Source organism: Embleya sp. L77, from assembly GCF_055557415.1.
The window spans coordinates 5856719-5879705 of the sequence record NZ_CM145709.1 but is presented as its reverse complement, the minus strand read 5'-3'; the positions used below and the strand labels follow the sequence as shown (position 1 = coordinate 5879705).

Sequence of the window (22987 nt, the reverse complement as noted above, 5' to 3'; positions counted from 1 at the left end):
GGGCGTAGGGCACGGGCCTGGGGCGTGAGGAGACGTGGGATCCGGAGCCTGACGCTGACGCTCGGGGCCTGACGCCGGCTCCTGGCTCTCGACTTCCGGCTCCCGACACCACGACACCCGGCTCCCGGCTCCCGGCTCCCGGCTCCCGGCTCCATCGAGTGGCGCATCTTCCTCGGCTATCGAAACGCTTGCACCTTCCTGATCGGCCTGTTCGGCTTCGCGCTGGCCTCCGCCGCCGGTGGCGCCGCACCGAACTTCGAGGTTCTGGTCGCCGCCCGCGCGCTCCAGGGCGTCTTCGGCGCCCTGCTCGCGCCCGCCGCGCCGTCCCTGCTCACCACCACGTTCACCGATCCGGCCGAACGCGCCAAGGCGTTCGGCGTGTTCGGCGCCGTGGCCGGTGCGGGTGGTGGCGTCGGATTGCTCCTGGGCGGCCTGCTGACCCAGCATCTCGACTGGCGCTGGTGCCTGTACGTCAACCTGATCCTGGCCGGAGCCGCCATCGTCGGCGGTGTGCTCCTGCTCGGCAGGCACGAACCCGCCGCCGACCGCCCCCGCCTGGACCTCCCCGGCACGCTGGCCGTCTCGTCCGGACTGTTCGCCCTCGTCTACGGCTTCTCCCGTGCGGAGAGCGACGGTTGGAGCGACCCATTCACCTACGGCTGCCTCATCGCCGCCGTCGTGCTGTTGGCCGTGTTCACCCGGATCCAGAGCTCCGTCGCCAATCCGCTGCTGCCGCTTCGGGTCGTCGTCGACCGCGACCGGGGCGCCGCCCTGCTCGGCATGCTGATCTCCGGCGCCGGGATGTTCGGCATGTTCCTCTTCCTGACCTACTACATGCAGCAGACCCTGCACTACAGCCCGGTCCGGACCGGACTGTCGTTCCTGCCCATGGTGTTCGGCATCATGTTCACCGCGACCAGCGCAACCGTCGTGCTGCTGCCCCGATTCGGTCCCAAGCCGATCGTGCCGACCGGAATGGGCCTGGCCGCTCTGGGACTTCTCTACCTGACCCGGCTGGACCTGGACAGCTCGTATGCCGGCGACCTGATGCCCGGCCTGATCGTGTTCGGCGCCGGCGTGGGACTGGTGATCGCGCCGTGCATGAGCGCAGCCACCTTCGGCGTCCGTGCGGAGGATTCCGGGGTGGCCTCCGCCGCGGTCAACACCGTGCAGCAGGTGGGTGGTTCGGTGGGTGTCGCGCTCCTGAGCACGTTGTCCGCCACGGCCGGATCCGACTACCTGAAGCACCGTCAACCCAACCCGGAGACCTTCGCCCACGCCGCACTGGAAAGCTACGCGACCGCCTACCGCTGGTCCGCGGCGTTCTTTGTGGTCGGCCTGGTCGTCACGGCCGTACTCTTCCGCCCCGGCGCCCCGAAGACCGACCCGGACGCTGCCCCCGTCGTGCACATGTGAACCCGCCGGCGGGGTCCGCCGCTACTCGCCCAGGTAGGGGAACGCAAGCCGGAACACCCCGCCCCGCCCGGGTACACCCGGCGAAGCCGCATTCCGCTCGGCGGTCGCTCAGCCCTGCCGCTCCGCCAGCACGTCGAGCAGCCGACCGATGCGATTGCTGATGATCATGTCCACGCCCATGTCCAGCAGCCGGCGCATCACCCGCGGCGAGTCCACCGTCCAGGCGCTCACCCCGTACCCGTCCGCGTGGCAGCGGGCGACCGAGGCCGCGTCGTAGGCGCGCCAGCGCAGGTTGATGTACTCCGGCCGAAGGTCGCGCAGCACCGTCGCATCCGGTACCCGGGCGAACGAGTCGCCGCTGAGCCCGATGTGCGCGTCCGCCGCGTGCTCGCGCACCCGGCCCATCGCGACCGGTCCGCCGACGTACAGGATCTGTTCGTTCACGCCGTGCCGGGCGACCGCCTCGACCGCCGGTTCGGCCAATTCGATCTCGCCGAAGTCGACCATCAACCCGCCCTTGGAGCCCTTGATCAGCTCCAACGCCTCGTCGAAGCTGGGCACCCGATACTTCCCGCGCCGGCCGATCTCCCGGACCTGAGCCAAGGTCAGTTCGCGCACGTGCGCGTTGCGCCACCACAATCGGCGCAGCGTCGCGTCGTGCAACAGCACCAGGTGCCCGTCCCGGGTGATCTCCAGGTCGATCTCGACCAGGTCGGCGCCCCGGTTCAGTGCGCTGGCCAACGACGGCAGAGTGTTCTCCCGAAAGCGCCGGGGGTCGCCTCGGTGGGCCACGGCCAGGGTCACGACAATCCTCTCGATCGGGGACCGGCGGGCACACCGTACACGCCTGCCGGCCGACCCGACCTCATCGCCCGGAGCGGCCGGCCGGCGTGCCGAATCCGTGCAGCAGGGTGTCCACGATCCGGGTCGCGAGCACGTCGGCGTCCTCGCCCCGGTCGTCCTGTGCGGCCTCGTGGATCAGCGCGTAGTAGACGCGCCGGGTCCAGTCCAGGTCGACGTCCGGCCGCAACAACCCGGTCTCGCGCGCCCGCCGGAAGAGCCGATCGCAGCGGTCGAGCACGTCGGTGTGCACGTGCGCCACCTCCGGGTCGTCGGTGCGCAGCGCGTTCATCGCGAAGCCCCACGCGATCTTCACCCGCAGCACGTTCGCGGTCACCTGGTACAGCGCGACCGCGGGCGGCGTGGCTTCCGGGCGAGCCGCGGTCACCGCGTCGTGGAACTGCCGCGTGGCCCAGCCGGTCATCGCCACGATCAATGCCTCACGGGTGGCGAAGCGACGATGCACCGTCGTCCTGGCCACTCCGGCGGCCTCCGCGATCTGCTCCATCGTCGCCGCCGGATTGGCGCTGAGCACCCGCTCCGCCGCCTCCAGGATCGCCCGTACGGTCCGCTCGGCATCCGCTCGCAGCGGTCGCACCCGGTCACTGGCCCCGCCTGCCGTGGAAGTCACCCCCGAACTGTACGACAGAGTCGCCACTCTCTACCTACTTGCAACACTCATGACGCATGTTCTAGATTAACGGCATCAAAAAAGCTCCATGTATGCCGCCCGATGGCCCGAACTCATCACGCAGCATCCAGCTCATTCGCCACCCGGCTCATTCAGCACCGGCTCGTTCAGTACCGACCGTTCAGTACCGACTCAGCCGGCACCCGGCTCGTACAGCCCCCATCCCGCGACAAAGGAGTCCCCATGGACCTGCGCTCCACGACAAGACCGCCCTGGTGACCGGCGCAAGCCGAGGCATCGGCCTGGCGATCGTGTCCACCCTCGTCGACGAGGGTGTGCGCGTCCTGGCCGCCGCCCGCACCATCACGCCGGAACTGCTCGCGACCGGCGCCGGGACCATGTCCGTCGACCTGGCCCGGCCCGACGGGCCGACCCGCCTCGCCGAACGGGCCGCCGCCGAGTTCGGCAGGCTGGACATCCTGGTCAACAACGTCGGCGGCGGGGATGCGGGCGGGAACGACCAGACCGGCGGCTTCCTGAGCTTCACCGACGAGCAGTGGCTGACCTCGTTCGAGCTGAACTTCCTGGCCACCGTGCGTACCACCCGCGCCACGCTGCCCGCACTGATCGACGCGCACGGCGCGATCGTGAACATCTCCTCGCTCGGCGCCCGGGCACCGCACAGCGGACCGGTGCCGTACACCACCGCCAAGGCCGCGCTGACCGCGTTCGGCAAGGCCCTCGCCGAGGAGTTCGGCCCGCAGGGTGTCCGGGTCAACACGGTCTCCCCCGGCGCGGTGCGTACCGCGATGTGGGAGGCGCCGGATGGCTACGGCGCGCAACTGGCCGCGTCCATGGGCCTGTCCCACGAGCAGTTGCTCGCCGCCCTCCCCGGCGCGGCCGGCATGGTCACCGGTCGCTTCGTCGAACCCGCCGAGGTGGCGAGCACCGTCGCCTACCTGGTCTCCCCGCTCGCCGGCAGCGTGACCGGCACCGACCACCTCGTGGACGGCGGCGCGCTCAAGGCCGCCTGAGTCGCGGGCCCTTCTCGGGAAGGCCGAGGGTGCGACGGGGCCTACCCCCGAGGAGGGCCCCGTCGCATCCGACATCGCCGCCGGCGCGCCGGGTCCGTCCGTCCTCGGGCCGTCCGTCCTCAACCCACCCGTGGCCGCACACCCAGCGCCGGCAACACCGTCTCGCCGACCCGGTAGGCCTCCTCCAGCAGCGGATTGCCGGACAGGATGAACGTGTCCACGCCCATCGCCTCGAACTCCTGGAGCCGCTCGATCACCTGCGCCGTACTGCCCACCACGGCCGTGCCCGGCCCGGGCCGGAACAGCCCCATCCCCGGCCACAGGTTCGGGTACACCTCCAACTCCCGTGCACGCGCCGGGACCCGTCCTCCGTGCTGACGGAACTGCCGTTCCCAGCCCACCCCGTCCGCGTCCGCCGCCTGGCCCAGCTGCCGGGCGTAGGTGGCGTGGCTGGTCACCTCCAGCAGCCGATCGGCCGCCGCCCACGCCTCGTTCTCGCTCTCCCGAACGATCAGGTGCAACCGCAGGCCGACCCGCAGGGCCCGCCCGTGCGCGGCGGCACGCTCGCGTACCCGCTCCAGCTTCTCCTTGAGCAGGTGCGGCGGTTCACCCCAGGTCAGGTAGACGTCGACATGCTCGGCGGCCATCTCGATGCCGGCCGGCGACGAACCGCCGAACCACATCGGCACGTGCCCACCGTCCCGGTGCAACTCGCGCAGACCCGCGCCGGCCTGCCGCAGGTCGTAGAACCTGCCCTTGTGGTCGAAGACCTCACCCGCGGTGAGCCGCTTGACGATCGACCAGTATTCGGCGCTCAGTTCGTAGCGCTCGTCGTGGTCCAGATGCAGGCCGTACTCGCGCAGGCTCTCGGTCGAACCGTTGACCACGTTGAAGCGCAACCGACCCGCACCGAACAACGCCTCGAAGCTCAGCGCCATCTTCGCCAGCAGCGTCGGCGCGATCAGCCCCGGATGCACCGCGAGCAGCGGCCGGAACGTCGGCGCGGCGGCGGCCACCACGCCGGCCAGCGTCCACACGTCGTACAGGTCGGTCGCCAGCAGCGCGCCGCTGAAGCCCAACCGGTCCACCGCACCGGCGAGTTGCCGCAGGTAGTCCGCATCGACCGCACGCCGTCCGGCGGGCTCCCACGGGTAGGGACCCTCGCGCGGAATCACGTACCACAGCACCTCGGTGCTCATCGCGCACCGCCGTCCGCCGGCGCGAGCACCGCGGCCACCAGCGGCGTCAACGCGTCCGACCGCGCGTCGGCCACGGTGATCGGCCGGTCGATGAACCCGTTGGCGGCGAAGATGTCCGCCGCCTCCTGCTGCTCGGCGATGAACGACGCGGGTACCGGCTCCAGCCGCCACGGCAGCGCGGCCAGCGCCTCGGCCCAGTCCGCCTGCGTCCCCGGCAACTCGGCCGCGTGCAGGGCGGCCGCCTCGTCGAGATGCGTGGCCGCCCATTCGTCGGCCCGGCGCAGCGCGGCCACCACGATCGAAACCAGGTCGGGCCGTTCCTCGACGAACGCACGGCTCGCGAAGAACACCGAGCGGTCGGTGATCACTTCGCCGACCCGGTGCAGCACCCGCAGCCCGGGCTCGCGCCGCGCGGCGACCAACTCCGGGCCCTGCGCGACCCAGCCGGCGATCTCGCCGGAGCGCAGCCGCGCGGCCTGGTCCCGGCCCGCCTCCGGTCGCACCGCGGTGATGTCGTCCCGGTAGGACAGTCCGACGTCGTTCAACGCCTTGGCCACGAAGTGGGTCTGCCAGGAGCCGATGCTCAGCACGACCGTGCCGTCCTTGAGATCCACCGGCGCGCGCACCGGCCCCTCGTCGGCGACCAACAGCGCGCCGTGCTCGGGCCGCGGCGCGGACACCGCGACGTAGACGAGATCGTGGCCCTGCGCCTGACCGACGATCGGCGGCGTCGAACCGGTCCCGCCGAAGTCGATCGTGCCGTCGCCGAGCAGTTCGCCGACCCGGGTGCCCTCCACGGGCACCCAGGTCACGGTCTCGCCCAGCGGCTCCAGGGCGCGTTCGAGAATCCCCAGGCGCGCGAGCAGGTACAGCGACGGGTTGCTGCCGTGGACACCGATGGTGACGGTCATTCAGATCACTCCGGTCGAAGACGGGGAGGAGGAGAGGGACAGGGAGGAGGAGGGAGACGTGGACGGGGACGGGGATGGGGACGGGTGTGACGGGGAGGGTGCCGAGGGCGCAGGCAAAGGCGAAGGCGGGGACGAACGGCCGTCGGAGGAAGCGGGGACGGCGGCGGCTGCGGCGGCCTCCGTGGTGTGCACCCCCAGATCGGCGAGCAGTCGGCGCCGCAGCGCCGCGAAGGCCGGATCGGTGGGGTCGCGGGGCCGGTCGACGGCGACCACCTCGTCGGTGACGAGGTTTCCGTCGCGCAACACCGCGACCCGATCGGCCAGTCGGATCGCCTCCTCGACGTCGTGCGTGACAAGGAGCACGGCGGGCCGGTGCACCCGGCACAACTCGCCCACCAGGTCCTGCATACGCATCCGGGTGAGCGCATCCAGCGCCGCGAACGGCTCGTCCAGCAGCAGTAGTTCCGGCTCGCGCACCAGCGCGCGGGCGAGCGCGACGCGCTGTGCCTCACCGCCGGACAGGGTCGCCGGCCACGCCTGGGCGTGCCGCTCCAGGCCGACCTCGGTCAGCGCACGCAGCCCGATCTCCCGGGTGGCCCGGCCGCGGGGCAGTCCGACCACGACATTGCCCAACACCCGCTTGGAGGGCACCAGGCGCGGCTCCTGGAAGACGATGGTGCGGGCCTCGGGGACCAGGACCGTACCGCCGTCGCTGCGATCGAGCGCGCCGAGGATGCGCAGCAGGGTGGTCTTGCCGGTGCCGCTCGCGCCGAGCAGCGCGACGAACTCGCCGCGGGCGATGTCCAGGTCGACGCCGTCCAGGACGGCGCGGGTGCCGAACACCCGGCGCAGCCCCTCGATGTGTACCGCGGTCTCGACGCTCATCGGCCCGCTCCGTGTCCCTGGCCGCGCCACGGCATCAGCACCCGTTCGAGGACGCGTACGATCACGTCCGCGAGCAGGCCCAGGATCGCGTAGACCAGGATGCAGACGGTGAGGATGTCGGTCCGCGAGAAGCTCTGCGCCTGGCTCATCAGATAGCCGATCCCGGCCGTGGAGTTGATCTCCTCGGCCGCGATCAGCGCGATCACGCTCAGCGTCATGGACAGACGCAGTCCGGACAGCAGTGCGGGCAACGCCCCCGGCAGGACCACCTCGCGCACCAGCGCGATCCGGCCGACGCCGAAGCTGCGCATCGCCTCGACCAGCTTGCGGTCCACGTTGCGCACGCCGCCGGAGGCGGAGACGTACATCGGGAACGCGGTGGCCACCGCGATCAGGATCACCCGGGCGGATTCGCCGATGCCGAACCACACCATGAACAGCGGGACCAGCGCGAGGAAGGGCACCGTGCGAAGCAACTGCACCGAGGAGTCCAGGAGTTCCTCGCCGAGCCGGGAGAAGCCGGTGAGTACGCCCAGGGCCAACCCGATGGTCAGCCCGAAGACCAGACCCAGGCCCGCACGGCCCAGCGAGACCCGGAGCGCGTCCGGGAGTTGGCCGTTGTCCCACATCTCGCGCGCGGCCCGGACGACGTCGGCGGGCGAGCCGAGCAGGTCGGGGCTGAGCGCGCCGCTGTGCGAGGCCCAGGCCCAGCCGCCGATCAGCACGAGCGGGCCGATCGCACGAAGTGCCGGGCTGAGGAAGCGTGGCCGAGGACGCGGCAGCCGTGGGCGCGGGGTGACCAGGCCGGGATACGCGCGTTCCCGGGGTTCGGCCTCGACCAGGGTGGGCGCGGTCATCCGGTCGCCCCCGCCAGGGTGGCCACGTCCAGCAGGTGCGGCTTGACGTCGACCAGGCTCGGGGTGACCTTCTGGTCCAGGAAGAACTTGGCGACCTTGCCGAAGCGGTCCACGTCGGCGGGTCGGATCGGCTCCACCGTCGCGCCCTGCTTGGTGAACTCGACCTGGATCCGCTTGGGTTCGGCGCCGTACGCGGTGGGGCCGGTGTCGGTGAAGACGTTGATGTAGGCGGTCGGGTCGGCGATCTCCTTGATGCCGGCCTCGTGCAGGTAGGCGTAGAACGCCTTGATCACCTCGGGGTGCTTGTCCGCGAACGCGTTGCGCACCGCCCAGACCGAGTAGTTGTCCGAGCCGAGCGCGCGGCCGTCGGCCAGGAAGCGCGCGTTGCCCGAGGCCAGGGCGGGCACCGAGTAGGTGGCCCAGGTGGCCCACGCGTCGACCTGACCGGCGGCGAACACCGGTGCGGTCTGGTCGGCCCGCAGGTAGACCCGCTCCACCTTGTCGGCCGGGATGCCCGCCTGTTCGAGCGCGGCCAGGAGCAGGTATTCGCTGGTGCCGCCCTGCGAGCAGGCCACCTTCTTGCCGATCAGGTCGCGGATCGAGTGGATCTTCGAGTCGCTCTTCACCAGGATGCCCTCGCCCGCCAGGTCGGGGGCGGTGGCGCCGAACAGCTTGAAGCTCGGCTTCTGCCCGAGGGCGGCCACGGCGGAGGTGATCGAGCCGAGCGCGACGTCGAGTTGGCCCGCGTTGATGGCCTGCGCGGCCGGCGCGAACGGGCCCGCGCTGCCGGTCCAGGAGACCTTGGCGCCGACCTTGGCCAATGCCGCGTCCAGCGAGCCGTCCTTCTTGCCGAGCGCGAGCACCCCGTTGTTGCCGGGGTCGGGAATCCGCAACGTGACACCGCCCTTGGCGTCGCCGGCCGTCGACGCCTCGGCGTCCTTGGACGAGGAGCCGCAGCCGGTCAACGCGATCAGCGTCGCGGTCGCGACTGCGACGGCGGACAGCAGACGGGTGCGACGAGGGGGCCGGCTACTCATGGGATGCCTCCAGCGTGGATATGCGGGACGGTTCGGGGTCGAACGACGGTGCGGATGTGGGTGCGGGTGCGGATGTGACCGTGGGCGTGGATGTGGGTGTGTGGCCGAGCGGCCGGGTTGATTCGGGGGTGGGGCGCGGCGGTTGGGCCGGGGTGTCGGCCTCGGGGCGGCGTGCGCCGGCCTGCGCGCGGCGTGCGTCGGCGAGTTCGCGGGCCAGCCGCAGCGGCTCGGGGGCCGCCCACGCGTGCACATCCACGGGTGCGGCCAGGAAGCCCTGTCCGTACAGGAATCGTTCCTGCCGGGCGAGCAGGTCCAGTCGCTCCGCGGACAGGTCGATCCGCAGTGTGTCCGGGCCGAGTTCGCGGTACGCGCCGGCCACCCCGAAGGCGCCCGCACCGGTCTCGGCACCCAGGATCCGGGCCACCTCGGCGGGATGCCCGGGCGCCCAGTCCGCCGCCTCGACCAGCACCGCGAGGAACCGGGTGACCAACTCCGGGTGGTGGTCCAGCAGATCCTGGTGCACCGTGATCGGCCGCGGCGTCCCGTTGTTGATCCGGGCCCCGGGGTCGTCCGCCGCATCCAGGTCGACGGCCACCACCGCGCCGTGCCGTACGGCCGCCTCGACCGCGAGCGCGCCCTTGACGTACACGGCGTCCACCTCGCCACGGTCGAGCGCGGCCAACTCGGCCTCCCACTGCCCGATTCCGCGCGCCGCGGGCACCTCGACCGGGCGCGCGTCGGCCAGGCCGGCACCGGCCAGCGAGAGCGCCCCGGCGAAGCCGTGCAGCGCCATCGCCCGCCAGAAGTCGATCGCGATGTCATGTCGGGGAATCGCCAACCGCAACCCGCGCAACTGCTCGGGTGCGGTGATGCCGCTCTCCGCCCGGACCAGGATCGCCTGGCTCTCCTCGATCCAGGTCAGTCCGACCAGCCGGGTCGCCTCGCCGCGCGAACGCGCCCACAAGGCGGGCACGTTGCCGCCCTCGCGGAAGAGTCCGGGCAGCGCATGCGTGTAGTGGTGATCGGCGGCCACGTCGGCCGGGACGTCCTGGAGCGAGCGCACGGTGATCCCCTCGGCCGCGAACTCGGCGTCCAGCAGGCCCAGATCGGCCGCGATGCCGGTTGCGGTGGGGACGGGACAGCGGGTGAACCACAGTTCGTCGGGGCGGGCGCCGGTTACGGCGGTCATGGCGATACTTCCGTTCGCGTTCGTAGCGGCGGCGGGGGTCCGCGCGGCCCGGCCGGTGCGATTCCGGTCATGGCACCGGGCACGCACGGCACTGGGCACGGCGCGGATCGACCCGGGACCGAATCGGTCCGGGCAGGGGTCGACGGATGATGCGTGGTGTGATGCGCGGTGGGAGACCTACGCTTCGCGGGCGCCGCGACGACCGGGGGTGTGCGCGAGCGCCGAAGGTGACCGGGTCGATCGGGTCGATCGGACCGATCTGGCCGATCCGGCCGACCGGATCGACCGACTGGTCCGGTCGATCGAGTCGACCGGACTGGTCGGTCGGGCGCGGGCCTACGGAGGTTCGGTGCGGCGGTGGGTCAGCGACAGCCGGCGCTGGCGACGCGCGCGAGGTCGATGTGCCGGCGGCTGGTGAGCAGCGCGCGGGCGGTGGAGAGCGGCGCGGTGTACAACGCGTCTGCGGACACCGGGGCCTCCCTCTCGTTTTCGTCGATCACCGGTTCGGGTCGATCACCGGCGCTTGTCCATGACCGGCGTAAGTGCATCACCGGCGCATGTCCATAACCGGTGTACGTGCATCACCGGTGCACCGAATGGTGCTTCGGGTGGATCCTGGCACGCTCCGCGCCGCACGATCAAACTTTCCCACGATGTGGGATACCCGAATGCGCTCCGATGCGGACCGTGGCAGACAGTCGTCCTCGGGCTTGCCGTATGGTGAAAACTTCCGGTCGAACGGCGAGTCGGGGGATGCCATGGGCACGGTGGACACGAACGCGCCGCGCGCGGCCTCCGCACCGTCCGGGGCGCAGGCCGTACAGCGGGCCCTGGGCATCCTGCACTGCTTCCGGGCGACCGGCGCCGACCTGAGCGCGTCCGACATCGCCCGCCGGATGGACCTGTCGGTGTCCACCGCCCACCGTCTGGCCCGCACCCTGGTCGGTGCGGGCTTCCTCGATCAGGACGACCGCACCAGCCGCTACCGACTGGGCCCGGTGGTCGCCGAACTGGGCCTGCTGGCCTACCACCAGCGCGGACTGCACCACGCGGCACCCGAGTTGGAGCAGTTGTCCCGACGCACCTCGGCGACCTCCGACCTGGCGATCCGCAGCGGCCGGCACGCGCTGGTCCTGGTCGGCAGCTCGGTGCAGCCCGGCACCGGCCTCGGACTGCGCCGCCCGCTGCACTCGACCGCACTGGGCAAGGTGCTGCTGGCCTGGGCGGATCCGGCGGACGGCGGCCTGGAGCCGCTGCTGCCGCTGGCCCCGCAGACCGAGCGCACCATCGTGGACCCGGTCGCGCTCCAGGCCCAGTTGGATGCGGCCCGGGCGATCGGCTACGCGCTCAACGACGGCGAGTCGGTCCCGGGAGTACGCACCCTGGCGGTGCCGATCCTGAACCGGGCCGGCCACGCACACGCCGCGCTGGCCGTGCGGTCCACGCCCGCCGTGATGACCGACGAACGCATCCCGTGGTTCCGCGACCGGGCCCAGGCGTGCGCCGACGCCTTGGAAGTACTGCTGCTGCCGCCCCATCGCCGTCGACTGCGCGAGTCGGGGCTGCCGGCGGAATAGGTCCGGCACGACACGGGTCCGCACGACGCCTTGGGTCGGAGGTCGTGAACGGGCCTTCCCTGCCGGCTTCGGTGGGAGGTCGTGCATGGGCCCGGCCCACGACTTCGGTCGGGGGTCGCGAAACGGGGCCGCCCCACCGACTTCGGTGGGAAGTCGTGAACGGGCCCGGCCCACGACTTCGGTCGGGAGTCGTGAACGGGCCCGGCCCACGACTTCGGTCGGGAGTCGTGAAACGGAGCCCGCCCCATCGGCTTCGATCGGAGCGTGGGCCGCCCCACCGGCTTCGAGAAGAGGGTCGCGAAACGGGGTCCGCCCCACGGCTTCCGTCGGAAGTCGTGGGGCGGACCCGAGTTCGAGCGTCGGTCAGGCGGCGGCGACCAGTGCGTCGCGGCCGAGCGCGCGGGTGCGGGTGGCAGCGGTGACGGTCGCAGTGGCTGCCCACTCCGTCTTGGTCCTGGGGCCGGCGAACACCGCGAGCCGCAGGAAGGCGAACCGGGCAAGTCCGGCGATGCCCGAGGCGGTCAGGTAGGTGCCCTGCTCGACCATGATGCTCGGCGCGGTCTGCACCGCGTGCAGGCCGAGCACCGCCGCCGTGGTGAACAGGTAGGCGACCGCCGCCGAACCGCCCGCCTGGAAGTGCGCCTTGAGGTCGGCGCGGCCCGCCCGGAAGGCGAACCGGCTGTGCAGCTCGGTGGCCAGGATGGTGCCGGCCACGGTGATCACCGCGTTGGCGACGGCGATCGGCAGGTGCCCGGAGAGCGCGACGAGCGCGGCGCTGGAGGCCAGCCCCGTGCCGCCACCGAAGACCACGAAGCGAGCGAAGGAGGCGACCGTACCGGGCGTCGACGGCTGAGTGGTGTCCTGCTCTGCGACCCGGCTGCGGTTGTTCACGTGACTCTCCTTGACCCCCTGCGAGCCCTGTCGGCCCGTCTGCTTCAAACCTAGGGATCGCGCAACGCATTCCCCATGGGGCCCACTTCCCTCTCTCGGTGGGGCTGGCCCCACCCCTCACACGGCGGCCCTCCTCCGGGTGGTGCGGACACAACCGTGGCCGGCACCGAACGAAGACTGCCGACAATATGGTCGAAATCCCTCCAAAAAATACCGCGATTTCCGTCGATCACGACCTTCACGCGGCCCTTCCGATTCCGACCGGGCGTCGATGTCTGCCTCGTCACATCGCACCGTGTGTGCCAAGTCACTCACACGCGGCGACGCTCGACCGCCCGCGCACGGGGGCTGCCACCGGACCCGACCCCGGTCGCCGAGTCGAGGCCGAGGTCGCCGGAGCACGTCGATCCACATGGATGAGACAAGCCGGTAGCATTAGTTTTGTGAGCACACGAATCGCGGACCTCGGCACCGGCGGCGCACCCCTGCTCGGCGAGCCGCTTCCGGTGGAGCTGGCCAACACCCGCTACGCGGTACGGGGTGTACCGCACGAGGGCCTGGCCGAGCCGGAGCACCTGGCCGCCTGGCTGCGCGACGTCTCCCCGCGCCTGGCCGGCCCGCCCTCCGACGCCGCGCTGCTCGCGGTGGACGCGGCGGACCTGGCGGCGGCGCTCGACCTGCGCGAGTGCATCGCCGCGCTGCTGCGGGCCGCGATGACGGACACCGCGCCGGCCGCCGACGTGCCGACCCGGCTCAACGCGTACACCCGCGCGGCCCCGCACTGGCGCGAGCTGACCTGGCCGGCGGCGAGCACGCGTACCGAGGCCGGGCCGATCGCCGCGGTGCTGGCCGAGTTGGCGGACGCCACGATCGATCTGGTCACCGGTCCCGACCGGGCCGAACTGAGGCCCTGTCACGGTCCGGGGTGCGTACTGCACTTCGTCAAGAACAACCCGCGCCGCGAGTGGTGCTCCGCGGGCTGCGGCAACCGCGCCCGGGTGGCCCGGCACTACCAACGCACGAAGAACGCACCCGGGGCGTAGGCGGCGCCCTTCCCCCGAGCCGCAGTGGCCCTTGGCCTCGGCCTCGGCCTTGGCCTTGGCCTTGGGCCTTGGCCTTGGCCTTGGGCCTTGGCCTTGGCCTTGGCCTTGGCCTTGGCCTTGGACCTTGGCTTGACAGAGGCGCTCGCACGGCTCCGCCGAGGTGGCGGGAGCGGCGAAGGCACGCCGCGCCGCCGAGGCGGCACGCGGGCGCACCGTGGGGCGGCGACGGAATAGCTGCCGCCGGAATGTTACCCATCGGTTAACCCCAGGGTCTCCCGCAGTCAGCTGACGGACCGTCAGGATGGACGGCGTCCGTGCTCGATTCGCCCGCTCCGGTCGGTTCGGCCGGCTCGGCCGCCGACTCGTCCTGGAGGTCCGCCCGCATGTCTCCCCTCTCCCGTCGTGGCTTTCTCGGGGCCGCCGCCGCATCCGGCGCCGGGCTCGCCGTCGCCTCGGGTGTCTCGCCCGCCGTCGCGGAAGCCGTCGCCGCCACCGCCGGGACACCCGGCACCCTGGACGACGTCGAGCACGTGGTGATCCTGATGCAGGAGAACCGGTCGTTCGACCACTATTTCGGCACGCTGCGCGGCGTACGCGGCTACGGCGACCGCTCGCTGGTCCGCTTCCCCGGCGGTGGCGACGTCCTGCACCAGCGGCTGCTCGGGTCGGCCGGCGGCACCACACTGCTGCCCTGGCACCTGGACACCACGACCAGCAACGCCCAGCAGGTACCCGGCCTGGACCACTCCTGGGGCGGCGGCCACAGCGCGTGGGCGAACGGGCAGTACAACAACTGGATTCCGGCCAAGTCGTGGCTGACCATGGGCCACTACCAACGCAACGACATCCCGTACCAGTTCGCCCTCGCCGACGCGTTCACCGTGTGCGACCAGTACTTCTCGTCCGCGATGGCCTCCACCAACCCGAACCGCCTCTACCTGTGGACCGGCACCGTGGATCCGGCGGGCCGCGCCGGCGGGCCGGTCGTGGACAACAGCGAACCGGGCTTCCGCTGGACCACCTACCCGGAGCGGCTCCAGGCCGCGGGCATCTCCTGGCGGGTCTACCAGCAGGAGGACAACTACGACGACAACGCACTCGCCTGGTTCGACGCCTTCCGCACCGCGCCGCAGAGTTCACCGCTGTACGTGAACGGCATGGCGCGGCGCGGCCCGAAGGCGTTCGCCGACGACGTCGCGGCCGGTTCGCTGCCGGCGGTGAGCTGGATCGTGGCGCCCACCGAGGAATCCGAACACCCGAACTACCCGCCGGCCAAGGGCGCGCACTTCACCGCGACCTACGTACTCGACGCCCTCGCCGCGCACCCCGAGGTGTGGGCCAAGACGGTGGTCCTGCTCAACTACGACGAGAACGACGGCTTCTACGACCACGTCGTGCCGCCCACCGCGCCGCCCGGCACGCCCGACGAGTACATCTCCGGCGCGCCGATCGGCCTCGGCCCGCGCGTGCCGATGATCGTCATCTCGCCGTGGAGCCACGGCGGTCGGGTGTGCTCGGAGGTCTTCGACCACACCTCGGTGCTGCGCTTCCTGGAGAACTGGACCGGCGTACGCGAGGAGAACATCTCCGCGTGGCGGCGGACCGTGTGCGGGGACCTGATGAGCGCGTTCACGTTCACCGACAAGGACGTCTCGTTCCCGACGCTGCCCGACACCCGTGCGCTGCTCGACGATCTCGCCCGGCAGAAGTGGAAGTTGCCGCCGCTGATCCCGCCGATCGTGCAGCGGCAGCCGGTCCAGGAGAGCGGCGATCGGCCGGCGCTGCCGATCGACTACGGGTTCGCCACCTCCTCGCGTACCGAGGCCGACAAGGGCCTGCTGTGGATCCGGATCGAGAACACCGGCCGCCTGGGGGCGGGCTTCTCGATCTACACGGTCAACCACCGCAAGTTCGGCGCGTGGCAGTACACCGTGCCGGTCGGCGGCGCGGTCGAGGACTTCTTCAGCGCGCAGAGCGTCAGCGGCGGGCCGTACGACATCGACGTACACGGCCCCGACGGCTACCTGCGCGGCTTCAAGGGCGACGTCCGCACCTGGACCGACCCGACCAAGGGCCACCCGGAGGCAACCGCCGTCGACCGCCCCGGCCGCACCCTCGACCTCACCCTCACCAACTCCGGTGGCGCACCGATCACCTTCACGATCCAAGGCATCGGCACCCCCCGAACCCTCCTCGCCCCGCCCCACACCACCAGCCACATCGCAGCCCCCACCGACCCCACCGGTCACTACGACATCACCATCACAACCGACACCCAAGACAACTTCACCCGCCACTTCACCGGCCGCCTCCACCACTGAGGGACGGGGGGCCGGGAGACGGACGGGACGGGGGCGCCGGGGCGGGATGGCCCGACGCGGCGGCGCGGGCGGCCCGAGCCGCGCACGCGACGGCGCGGGCGGCCCGAGCCGCGCACGCGGCGAGGCGGAATCGCCGGAGCCCGGAGCGCGGCGAGGCGAGGTGGGTCGAGGGCACGAAGGCAGCGAGCCCAAGCAGCCCGAGCCACCGAAGCAACGAACTCGGAGCAGCCCAAATCGCGAACGCGACGAGGCAGGACGGCTCGAAGCGCGAACACGACGAGGCGGGACGGCCCGAGCCGCCGACGCGGGCGCGCCGGGAGAGGCCCGCGTCGCAGACGCGACAAGTCGCGGTGGCCCGGGCAGACACACAGCAGGGCGGAACGGCCCGAGGCGCGAACGCGAGGGCGCGGACGGCCCGAGCCGCGCACGCGGCGAGGCGGGACGGCCCCAGCCGCGCACGCGGCGAGGCGGGACGGCCCCAGCCGCGCACGCGGCGAGGCGGGACGGCCCCAGCCGCGCACGCGGCGAGGCGGGACGGCCCCAGCCGCGCACGCGGCGAGGCGGGACGGCCCCAGCCGCGCACGCGGCGAGGCGGGACGGCCCGAGCCGCCGACGCGGGCGCGCCGGGAGAGGCCCGGGTCGCAGACGTGACGAGTCGCGGTGGCCAGAGTCGCAAGCGCAACGTTGCTGCTTGTTGGGCGCCTTCGGCGCCGGCTCGCGAGGCACCACTTTTTCTTTCCCCCGCTTCGCTCCTCCAAGAAAAAGCGGCCCCTCGCTCGGGACGGTGTGTCCCTCCGCTTCGCTCCGGGCCACACCGTCCACACTTTGCGGCTCCGCCGCTCTCCGCGCTGCGCGCGTCGATCACGAGGTCTCACGTGCGTCGGGGGCGCTGACGCGCCGGGACGGGGGCAAACATGGCGACCGTCCGACCTGACCCAGTTCCAGCCCCAGCCCCAGCCCAGCCGCGGAACGCTCCCTCTCGGCCCTTCGCCCCCGTATCTCGACCCTTCGCTCACCCCCGGGCTCCGGCCCGGACCCCGCATCGCCCAGGTCCCGCAACCCCACCCGTCCCACCCGACCCGCCCGGCTCCGCCCCACCCAACCCCAACTCGCCCCGCCCAACCCCAACTCAACCCAACGCCACCCCCAGCCCAACCCAACCCGGCCGCCCAACCCCCCAGCCCAATATCGCGTTTGGGATCGGGGATGTCCCGTTCCCCGTCGATTCACCCGTTCGAGCGGCTTGTGCGTTACACGCCCGATCCGCCCCACGCGTCCGCGTAGCCTGGCGCCCGCGACGGTACTTCCCCTGCCCGACGAGGCTTTGCCCCGCCCACACGGGACCACCCGACCATCCCGCCGGCGGCCGGAAAAGAGTCCGCCGTGCGGTCCGCAGGACACCCGCACGATTCGTTTCCGACTTTTCGAGGATGCCGATGGTTCTCGCTGGATCGTCCCCCGGAGGCCGACGGCCGGCCCTCGCGTGGGTCCTCCCCCTCCTCGTGACCGCCGCGTGCGCGGCCGCAGCCGTGGCCGCGGTCTCCTCCCAGGCTCGCCCCGCGGTGGCCTTGTGCGGTGGACTCGCGACCGTCGCCGTCGCCGTGTGCGCCGCCGAGGCGGGCCGCCGTGGGCGCATCATCGCCCAACTGCACATGCGGCTCCAGCAGCAACAGGTCGGGCTGCGCCGTCGACTCGCCGCGCAGGAGGTGGAGACGGTCCGGCTGGCCGAGGAGTTGCTGCCCGAGGCCATCGGCCGCCTCCAGGCCGGCGAGCCCGTACCGGAGGTCATGCGCAAGGTCGCCCCGCAACCGGACGACCCGACCGAGTTCGCGGTCGCGCACCGCAACGTGATCCGCTCGGTGATCGACACCGTCAGCGCCGAGGAGGACCTGCGCGAGTCCGCCCAGCGCGCGTTCGTCAACATCGCCCGCCGCGTTCAGGCCACCATTCACCAACAGGCCCAGGACATGCGGGACATGGAGGACCGGCACGGCGACGACCCGGTCGTCTTCCGCGACCTCCTGCACCTCGACCACGGCAACGCGCTGATCGGCCGGATGGCCGACAGCATCGCGGTGCTCGGCGGCGCCCGCCCCGGCCGCCAGTGGGAAACCGACATCGGCATGTACAGCGTGCTGCGCGGCGCGATGTCGCGCATCCTGGACTACCGCCGGGTCAAGTTGCACTCGGTCGTCGAGGTCGCGGTCATCGCCCAGCACGTCGAGCCGCTGATCCACGCGATCGCCGAACTGCTCGACAACGCCACCCGATACTCGCCCCCCTCCACCACCGTGCACCTGAGCACCACCGAGGTGCAGACCGGCATCGCGGTCGAGATCGAGGACGCCGGCGTCGGCCTGAGCGAGGAGGCCCGCCGTCGGGCCGAGCGCATCCTGTCCCTGGACGGCGAAGCGCTCAACCTCAACGACCTGGGCGAGACCCCGCGCCTGGGCCTGACCGTGGTGGCCCGCCTCGCGCACGCCAACAACTTCAAGGTGATGCTCCGCCCGTCGGCCTACTCCGGCGTGCGCGCCGTCGTGGTCATCCCGCAGAACCAGATCACCGCGAACGTGCCGCCGATGTACCCGATGCCCGAGCACCTCCAGCACCTGGACGAACTCCCGTCCCTGCACGACATGATGACCGACACACCCGTCGGCACCGAGTTGGGGGCGAACGGGCTCCCGCAACGCCGTCGGCGCAGCCTGGGCACCGTCCCGCGCGCCGCGGCTCCCCGCGGCGAGCACCGCGCGACCGCGTCCAAGCCCGCCGTGCCGAGCGTCGACGACACCCCGCCGGGACTCGGGCTGGACGCCTTCCTCAGTGGCATCAACGGCGAACTTCCGCCCACCGAACGGCGATCCGAGACCGGGGACGATTCGTGGGACAACGGGGGATATCGATGACGGGGTACCGACCGAACATGGACTGGATGCTCGCCGACCTGGCGAAGAGCGTGCCGTTCACGCGCTACATTGTGCTGCTGTCCGCGGACGGCCTGCGGATGGCCCAGCACAACACCGCGGCGGACACCGCCGACCGGCTCGCCGCCGCGTGCGCGGGCCTGCAGAGCCTCGCCGCCGCGATCGCGTCCGAATTCCCCAAGGGGGACGGCCGGATGCGCCTGGTCGTGATCGAGGTCAACGGCGGCTACTTCTACATGATGGCCGCCGGCGCCGGCGCCTATCTCGCGGTACTGGCCGACGGCCAGGTGGACACCGGCCTGCTCGGTCACCGGATGCGCGACCTGGTCATCCGGATCGGCGAACACCTGACCAGTCCGCCGCGCCGCGACGGGGCCTTTCCGTGAGTGTGCCGCGGCGCTCACGGCGCGATCCGTACCCCGAACGGCTGTACATGGTCGGGGAAAGCCCCGAGGCCCAGAACCGGTTGGACCTCGTCACGCTGTTCGTCGCCAAGCACGAACCGAAGCGCGGGATGGCTCCCGAACTCGCCGCGATCCTGCGGATGTGTGAACAGCCGCTGTCGATGGCGGAGATCTCCGCCCACATGCGGTTGCCGACCAGCGTGCTGACGCTGGTGCTGCTGGACATGGTGCGCACGAACCAACTGGAGGCCAGGGCACCGATCCCGGCCGCTTCGTTGCCCGACATCGATCTGCTCAAGGCGGTGATGCATGGACTACAAAGGCTCTGAGACCCTCGCCGGGCCGCGCCCCGAGGACATGCTGCCCGCGACGGCCGCCGCCGCGGTCAAGGTCGTGGTCGTCGGTGGCTTCGGTGTCGGCAAGACCACCCTGGTCGGCGCGGTCAGCGAGATCCGGCCGCTCACCACCGAGGAGACGATGACCCAGGCGGGCGTCGGAATCGACGATCTCGCGGGCGTCGAGGCCAAGACCACCACGACCGTGGCGATGGACTTCGGCCGGATCAGCCTCAACGAGCGGCTGGTGCTCTACCTGTTCGGCACCCCCGGCCAGGAGCGCTTCTGGTTCCTGTGGAACGGCTTGTTCGACGGCGCGCTCGGTGCCGTGGTCCTGGTCGACACGCGGCGCCTGGAGGTGTGCTTCGACGTGATGGGCCGGCTGGAGGATCGCGGCGTGCCGTTCGTGGTCGCGATCAACACGTTCCCCGAGTCGCCGGTCTACTCGATGGACGAACTGCGCAGCGCACTCGACCTGGACGAGTCCGTACCGATGGTCGACTGCGACGCCCGCAGCCGGGGTTCGAGCCGGGACGTCCTGATGGCCCTCATGCAATACCTCTACACGCTCACCACGAACCGGGAGACGCAATGACCGCTCCTCCCCCCGTTCCGCCGCCGGGCTGCCCCGCGCACGCGGGCGCGACGGCCACCGAGGGCATCACCAGGTTGTACGGCCCGGAGACCATCGCGGACCCGGGTGCCGCGTACGAGAGGTTGCGCGCCGAGTACGGGGCGGTCGCGCCGATCCTGGTCGACGGCGACTTCCCGGGCTGGCTGGTACTGGGTTACCGGGAAAACCTGGAGGTCATGCGCACGCCGAGCCGGTTCTCCCGGGACGCGCGCAACTGGCGCGACTGGCGCGAGGGTCGCATCCCGCCGGACGCCACCATCCTGCCGATCCTGGAGTACCGCCCGGACTGCGTGTCCAGCGACGGCGCCGAGCACCAGCGGCTGCGCACCGTGGTGACCGAGAGCCTGGACCGGTTCGACCGCCGCGGCATCCGCAAGCACGTGCAACGACTCGCCCACGAACTGATCGACCGGATCGCGGCCGACGGCCATGCCGACCTGGTCGCCCAGTTCGCACAGCAGTTGCCGATGCTGGTCATCGCGCAGCTCTACGGTCTGCCCGACGAGATGGGCGCGCGCCTGGTCGAGGCCAGCGCCGAGCTGATGATGCAGGGCGAACGCGCGCTCGAATGCAACGAGTTCATCCTGCAGACGCTGCGCGACCTGGCCGACCGCAAGCGCGCCGAACCGGCCGCCGACTTCCCGTCCTGGCTGATCGAGCATCCGAACAAGCTGTCCGAGGACGAGGTCCTGCACCACCTCCGGCTGGTGATGGTCGCGGCGAACGAGCTGACCATCGCGCTGATCGCGAACACGCTGCGGGTGGTCCTGACCGACGACCGCTTCGCCGCCTCGCTGGCCGGCGCGCGGTTGACGCTTCCCGACGCGGTCGAGCAAGTCCTCTGGGACGAACCGCCGTTGTGGGTCATCCCGGGCCGCTGGGCCCTGGTGGACACCGAGTTGGGCGGACGTCGGATCAAGGCCGGCGACCTGCTCGTACTCGGCGTGATGGCCGGCAACGTCGATCCGCAGATCCGTACCGACCTCACCGTCCCGGTCCACAACAACCGCGCCCACCTGGCGTTCAGCGGCGGCGCGCACCTGTGTCCGGGACAGGACATCGGCCGCGCCATCACGGACACCGCGATCGACACGCTCAACAGCCGGCTTCCCGACATCCGCCTGGCCCACCCCGACCGCCCACCGGCCTGGCACGCGGCCACCTGGGCCCGCTACCTCACGTCGCTGCCGGTCGAGTTCACCCCGGTCCCCCTGGTCAAGCCCACCGAATGGACCCGCCCCCTCCGCCCACCACGCCCCACCACCCCACCGGAACCACCACTACCCCCCCTACCCACCAACTGGTGGACCCGCCTCACCACTTGGCTCTTCGGCTGACCCCCCAAAAAAGGAGATAGGCACCCCGGACGGGCTGAAGCCCCCACACACCCCCTCAGCCCGTCCGGCGCCTAAGGACAACAAAGCTCCGCCCCCGACACCGCAGCGCCCGACACCAACAACCTCTTCAGCCCGTCCGACGCTTGAAGACAACAAAGCTCCATCCTCAACACCGCAGCACGGGCACGAACCCCCTCAGCCCGTCCGACGCTTGAGGACAACGTGAGCCCCGTCCCCGACACCGCAACGCCCGGGACGAACAACCTCTTCAGCCCGTCCGGCGTTTGAGGACATCAAAGCTTCATCCCCCAACACCGCAGCGCGCGGCACAAACCCCTCCAGCCCGTCCGGCGCTTGAGGACAACAAAGGCTTCGTCCCCCACACCACAGCGCGCGCCACGAACCCCTCCAGCCCGTCCGGCGCTTGAGGACAACAAAGGCTTCGTCCCCCACACCACAGCACGCGGCACGAACCCCTCCAGCCCGTCCGGCGCTTGAGGACAAAGCAAGCCCCGCCCCCCCACACCGCAGCCCGCAGGACGAACCCCCTCAGCCCGTCCGGCGTTTGAGGACACCAAGGCCCCGCCCCAGCCGAGTGCACACCCGGGTTCACGACCCCCCGGTGATCACCCGCAACAGGTCCCCGACCACATCCGCCGCCGCCGAGCGCGAAGCGTTCAGTGCCGGCCGTGGATCGGCCTTCCCGGGCTCGGCGACCAGCCGCGACCGCAGGGTCCTGGTGTAGGCGATGTTGAGCGCCGTACCCACGTTGATCTTCGTCATCCCCGCGGCCACCGCTCGCCGTAGTTCGGTGTCCGGCACGCCCGACGATCCGTGCAGGACCAGCGGCACGTTGACCGCCGCCCGCAACCGCGCGATCAGGTCGTGGTCGAGCGTGGCGGTGCGATCCAGCATCGCGTGGCTGCTGCCGACCGCGACGGCCAACGCATCGACGCCGGTCGCCCGCACGTACGCGGCGGCCTCGTCCGGATCCGTGCGCGCCCCCGGCGCGTGTGCGTCGAGCGCGGGATGGCCCGGCTTGCCGCCGACCTCGCCGAGTTCGGCCTCCAGGGTGATCCCGCGCTCGTGCGCCCAGGCCACCGCGTCCGAGGTGGCGGCCACGTTGTCCGCGTAGCTCAGCCGCGACGCGTCGAACATGACCGAGCTGATCCCGGTCCCCTCGGCGGCCTGCAACAGGTCCACCGATTCGACGTGGTCCAGGTGCAGCGCGACCGGTACCGCGGCCTCCTCCGCAAGCACCCGACACGCGGCCGCGAGCGGACCGAGCCGCCCCCGCCGGAACTTCACCGCGTTCTCGCTGATCGCCACCACGACCGGCAGCCCCGCCGCCTCCGCCGCGATCAGCACCGCCTCCGCGTGCTCCAACGTGATCACGTTGAAGGCGGCCACCCCCACTCCGTCCGCAAGCGCCGCGTCGGTCAATATCCCCGTCGAGGTCAACGGCATGTCATCTCTCCTCGTGAACGATCCCGACCACCATCAGCCCCGAGCCCGCCCGCAC

General features: G+C 71.6%; 20 protein-coding genes and 1 pseudogene. 10 read left to right on the top strand and 11 right to left on the bottom strand.

Annotation, left to right across the window (positions count from 1 at the left end; translation table 11 throughout):
* Nucleotides 1-192: 192 nt before the first annotated feature.
* A pseudogene (locus tag ACZOOI_RS25175) lies at nt 193-1416 on the top strand (MFS transporter); the annotation flags it as partial.
* A 108-nt stretch (nt 1417-1524) separates the two neighbouring features.
* Here the strand turns inward: ACZOOI_RS25175 and ACZOOI_RS25170 are convergent.
* Nucleotides 1525-2220, bottom strand: a complete 696-nt coding sequence (locus ACZOOI_RS25170; protein WP_465277958.1) for a glycerophosphodiester phosphodiesterase — start codon at nt 2218-2220, stop codon at nt 1525-1527.
* A gap of 61 nt (nt 2221-2281) precedes the next feature.
* The gene (locus ACZOOI_RS25165) at nt 2282-2887 is read right to left on the bottom strand and encodes a TetR/AcrR family transcriptional regulator (protein ID WP_465277957.1); all 606 of its coding nucleotides are present in this window, start codon (nt 2885-2887) and stop codon (nt 2282-2284) included.
* A 272-nt stretch (nt 2888-3159) separates the two neighbouring features.
* Here ACZOOI_RS25165 and ACZOOI_RS25160 point away from each other — a divergent pair, with 272 nt between their 5' ends.
* Entirely contained in the window at nt 3160-3921 is a 762-nt protein-coding gene (locus ACZOOI_RS25160; protein ID WP_465281283.1) for an SDR family oxidoreductase, read from the top strand.
* A gap of 119 nt (nt 3922-4040) precedes the next feature.
* On the opposite strand, the gene ACZOOI_RS25155 is transcribed toward ACZOOI_RS25160, so the two are convergent.
* From ACZOOI_RS25155 to ACZOOI_RS25125, 7 genes are all read right to left on the bottom strand, one after another.
* Nucleotides 4041-5120, bottom strand: coding sequence for an LLM class flavin-dependent oxidoreductase (locus ACZOOI_RS25155; protein WP_391587754.1), 1080 nt, complete (start codon nt 5118-5120; stop codon nt 4041-4043).
* Entirely contained in the window at nt 5117-6031 is a 915-nt protein-coding gene (locus ACZOOI_RS25150) for an ABC transporter substrate-binding protein (protein ID WP_465277956.1), read from the bottom strand. The genes ACZOOI_RS25155 and ACZOOI_RS25150 overlap by 4 nt, the downstream gene beginning before the upstream one ends.
* Nucleotides 6032-6916, bottom strand: a complete 885-nt coding sequence (locus ACZOOI_RS25145) for an ABC transporter ATP-binding protein (RefSeq protein ID WP_465277955.1) — start codon at nt 6914-6916, stop codon at nt 6032-6034.
* Nucleotides 6913-7773, bottom strand: coding sequence for an ABC transporter permease (locus tag ACZOOI_RS25140; protein ID WP_465277954.1), 861 nt, complete (start codon nt 7771-7773; stop codon nt 6913-6915). Before ACZOOI_RS25140 ends, ACZOOI_RS25145 begins: the two co-directional genes overlap by 4 nt.
* On the bottom strand, nt 7770-8810 hold the full coding sequence (locus ACZOOI_RS25135; protein WP_465277953.1) for an ABC transporter substrate-binding protein: 1041 nt from the start codon (nt 8808-8810) through the stop codon (nt 7770-7772). Before ACZOOI_RS25135 ends, ACZOOI_RS25140 begins: the two co-directional genes overlap by 4 nt.
* Complete coding sequence (locus tag ACZOOI_RS25130) at nt 8803-9999, bottom strand: ABC transporter substrate-binding protein (protein ID WP_465277952.1); 1197 nt, start codon at nt 9997-9999, stop codon at nt 8803-8805. The genes ACZOOI_RS25135 and ACZOOI_RS25130 overlap by 8 nt, the downstream gene beginning before the upstream one ends.
* A gap of 362 nt (nt 10000-10361) precedes the next feature.
* A complete protein-coding gene (locus tag ACZOOI_RS25125; protein WP_391587748.1) occupies nt 10362-10469 on the bottom strand; it encodes a putative leader peptide in 108 nt (35 codons plus the stop codon).
* A 288-nt stretch (nt 10470-10757) separates the two neighbouring features.
* On the opposite strand from ACZOOI_RS25125, the gene ACZOOI_RS25120 reads away from it, so the two are divergent.
* Nucleotides 10758-11576: an IclR family transcriptional regulator gene (locus tag ACZOOI_RS25120; RefSeq protein WP_465277951.1), complete on the top strand. Its 819-nt coding sequence runs from the start codon at nt 10758-10760 to the stop codon at nt 11574-11576.
* A gap of 363 nt (nt 11577-11939) precedes the next feature.
* Here ACZOOI_RS25120 and ACZOOI_RS25115 read toward each other — a convergent pair whose 3' ends face one another.
* Nucleotides 11940-12467, bottom strand: a complete 528-nt coding sequence (locus ACZOOI_RS25115) for a GtrA domain-containing protein (protein ID WP_465277950.1) — start codon at nt 12465-12467, stop codon at nt 11940-11942.
* A 443-nt stretch (nt 12468-12910) separates the two neighbouring features.
* Here ACZOOI_RS25115 and ACZOOI_RS25110 point away from each other — a divergent pair, with 443 nt between their 5' ends.
* From ACZOOI_RS25110 to ACZOOI_RS25080, 7 genes are all read left to right on the top strand, one after another.
* Nucleotides 12911-13510 (top strand): CGNR zinc finger domain-containing protein, encoded by a 600-nt coding sequence (locus tag ACZOOI_RS25110; RefSeq protein ID WP_465277949.1) that lies wholly within the window; start codon nt 12911-12913, stop codon nt 13508-13510.
* A 383-nt stretch (nt 13511-13893) separates the two neighbouring features.
* Complete coding sequence (locus tag ACZOOI_RS25105; protein ID WP_465277948.1) at nt 13894-15831, top strand: phosphocholine-specific phospholipase C; 1938 nt, start codon at nt 13894-13896, stop codon at nt 15829-15831.
* A 1436-nt stretch (nt 15832-17267) separates the two neighbouring features.
* On the top strand, nt 17268-18737 hold the full coding sequence (locus tag ACZOOI_RS25100; protein ID WP_465277947.1) for a sensor histidine kinase: 1470 nt from the start codon (nt 17268-17270) through the stop codon (nt 18735-18737).
* Between the two features lie 17 nt (nt 18738-18754).
* The gene (locus tag ACZOOI_RS25095) at nt 18755-19141 is read left to right on the top strand and encodes a roadblock/LC7 domain-containing protein (protein ID WP_391587741.1); all 387 of its coding nucleotides are present in this window, start codon (nt 18755-18757) and stop codon (nt 19139-19141) included.
* A gap of 47 nt (nt 19142-19188) precedes the next feature.
* The gene (locus ACZOOI_RS25090) at nt 19189-19488 is read left to right on the top strand and encodes a DUF742 domain-containing protein (protein WP_465281282.1); all 300 of its coding nucleotides are present in this window, start codon (nt 19189-19191) and stop codon (nt 19486-19488) included.
* A complete protein-coding gene (locus ACZOOI_RS25085) occupies nt 19469-20089 on the top strand; it encodes a GTP-binding protein (RefSeq protein ID WP_465277946.1) in 621 nt (206 codons plus the stop codon). Before ACZOOI_RS25090 ends, ACZOOI_RS25085 begins: the two co-directional genes overlap by 20 nt.
* The gene (locus ACZOOI_RS25080) at nt 20086-21465 is read left to right on the top strand and encodes a cytochrome P450 (protein WP_465277945.1); all 1380 of its coding nucleotides are present in this window, start codon (nt 20086-20088) and stop codon (nt 21463-21465) included. Before ACZOOI_RS25085 ends, ACZOOI_RS25080 begins: the two co-directional genes overlap by 4 nt.
* Before the next feature lie 609 nt (nt 21466-22074).
* Here the strand turns inward: ACZOOI_RS25080 and ACZOOI_RS25075 are convergent.
* On the bottom strand, nt 22075-22932 hold the full coding sequence (locus ACZOOI_RS25075) for a class II fructose-bisphosphate aldolase (protein ID WP_465277944.1): 858 nt from the start codon (nt 22930-22932) through the stop codon (nt 22075-22077).
* Between the last annotated feature and the right edge of the window lie 55 nt (nt 22933-22987).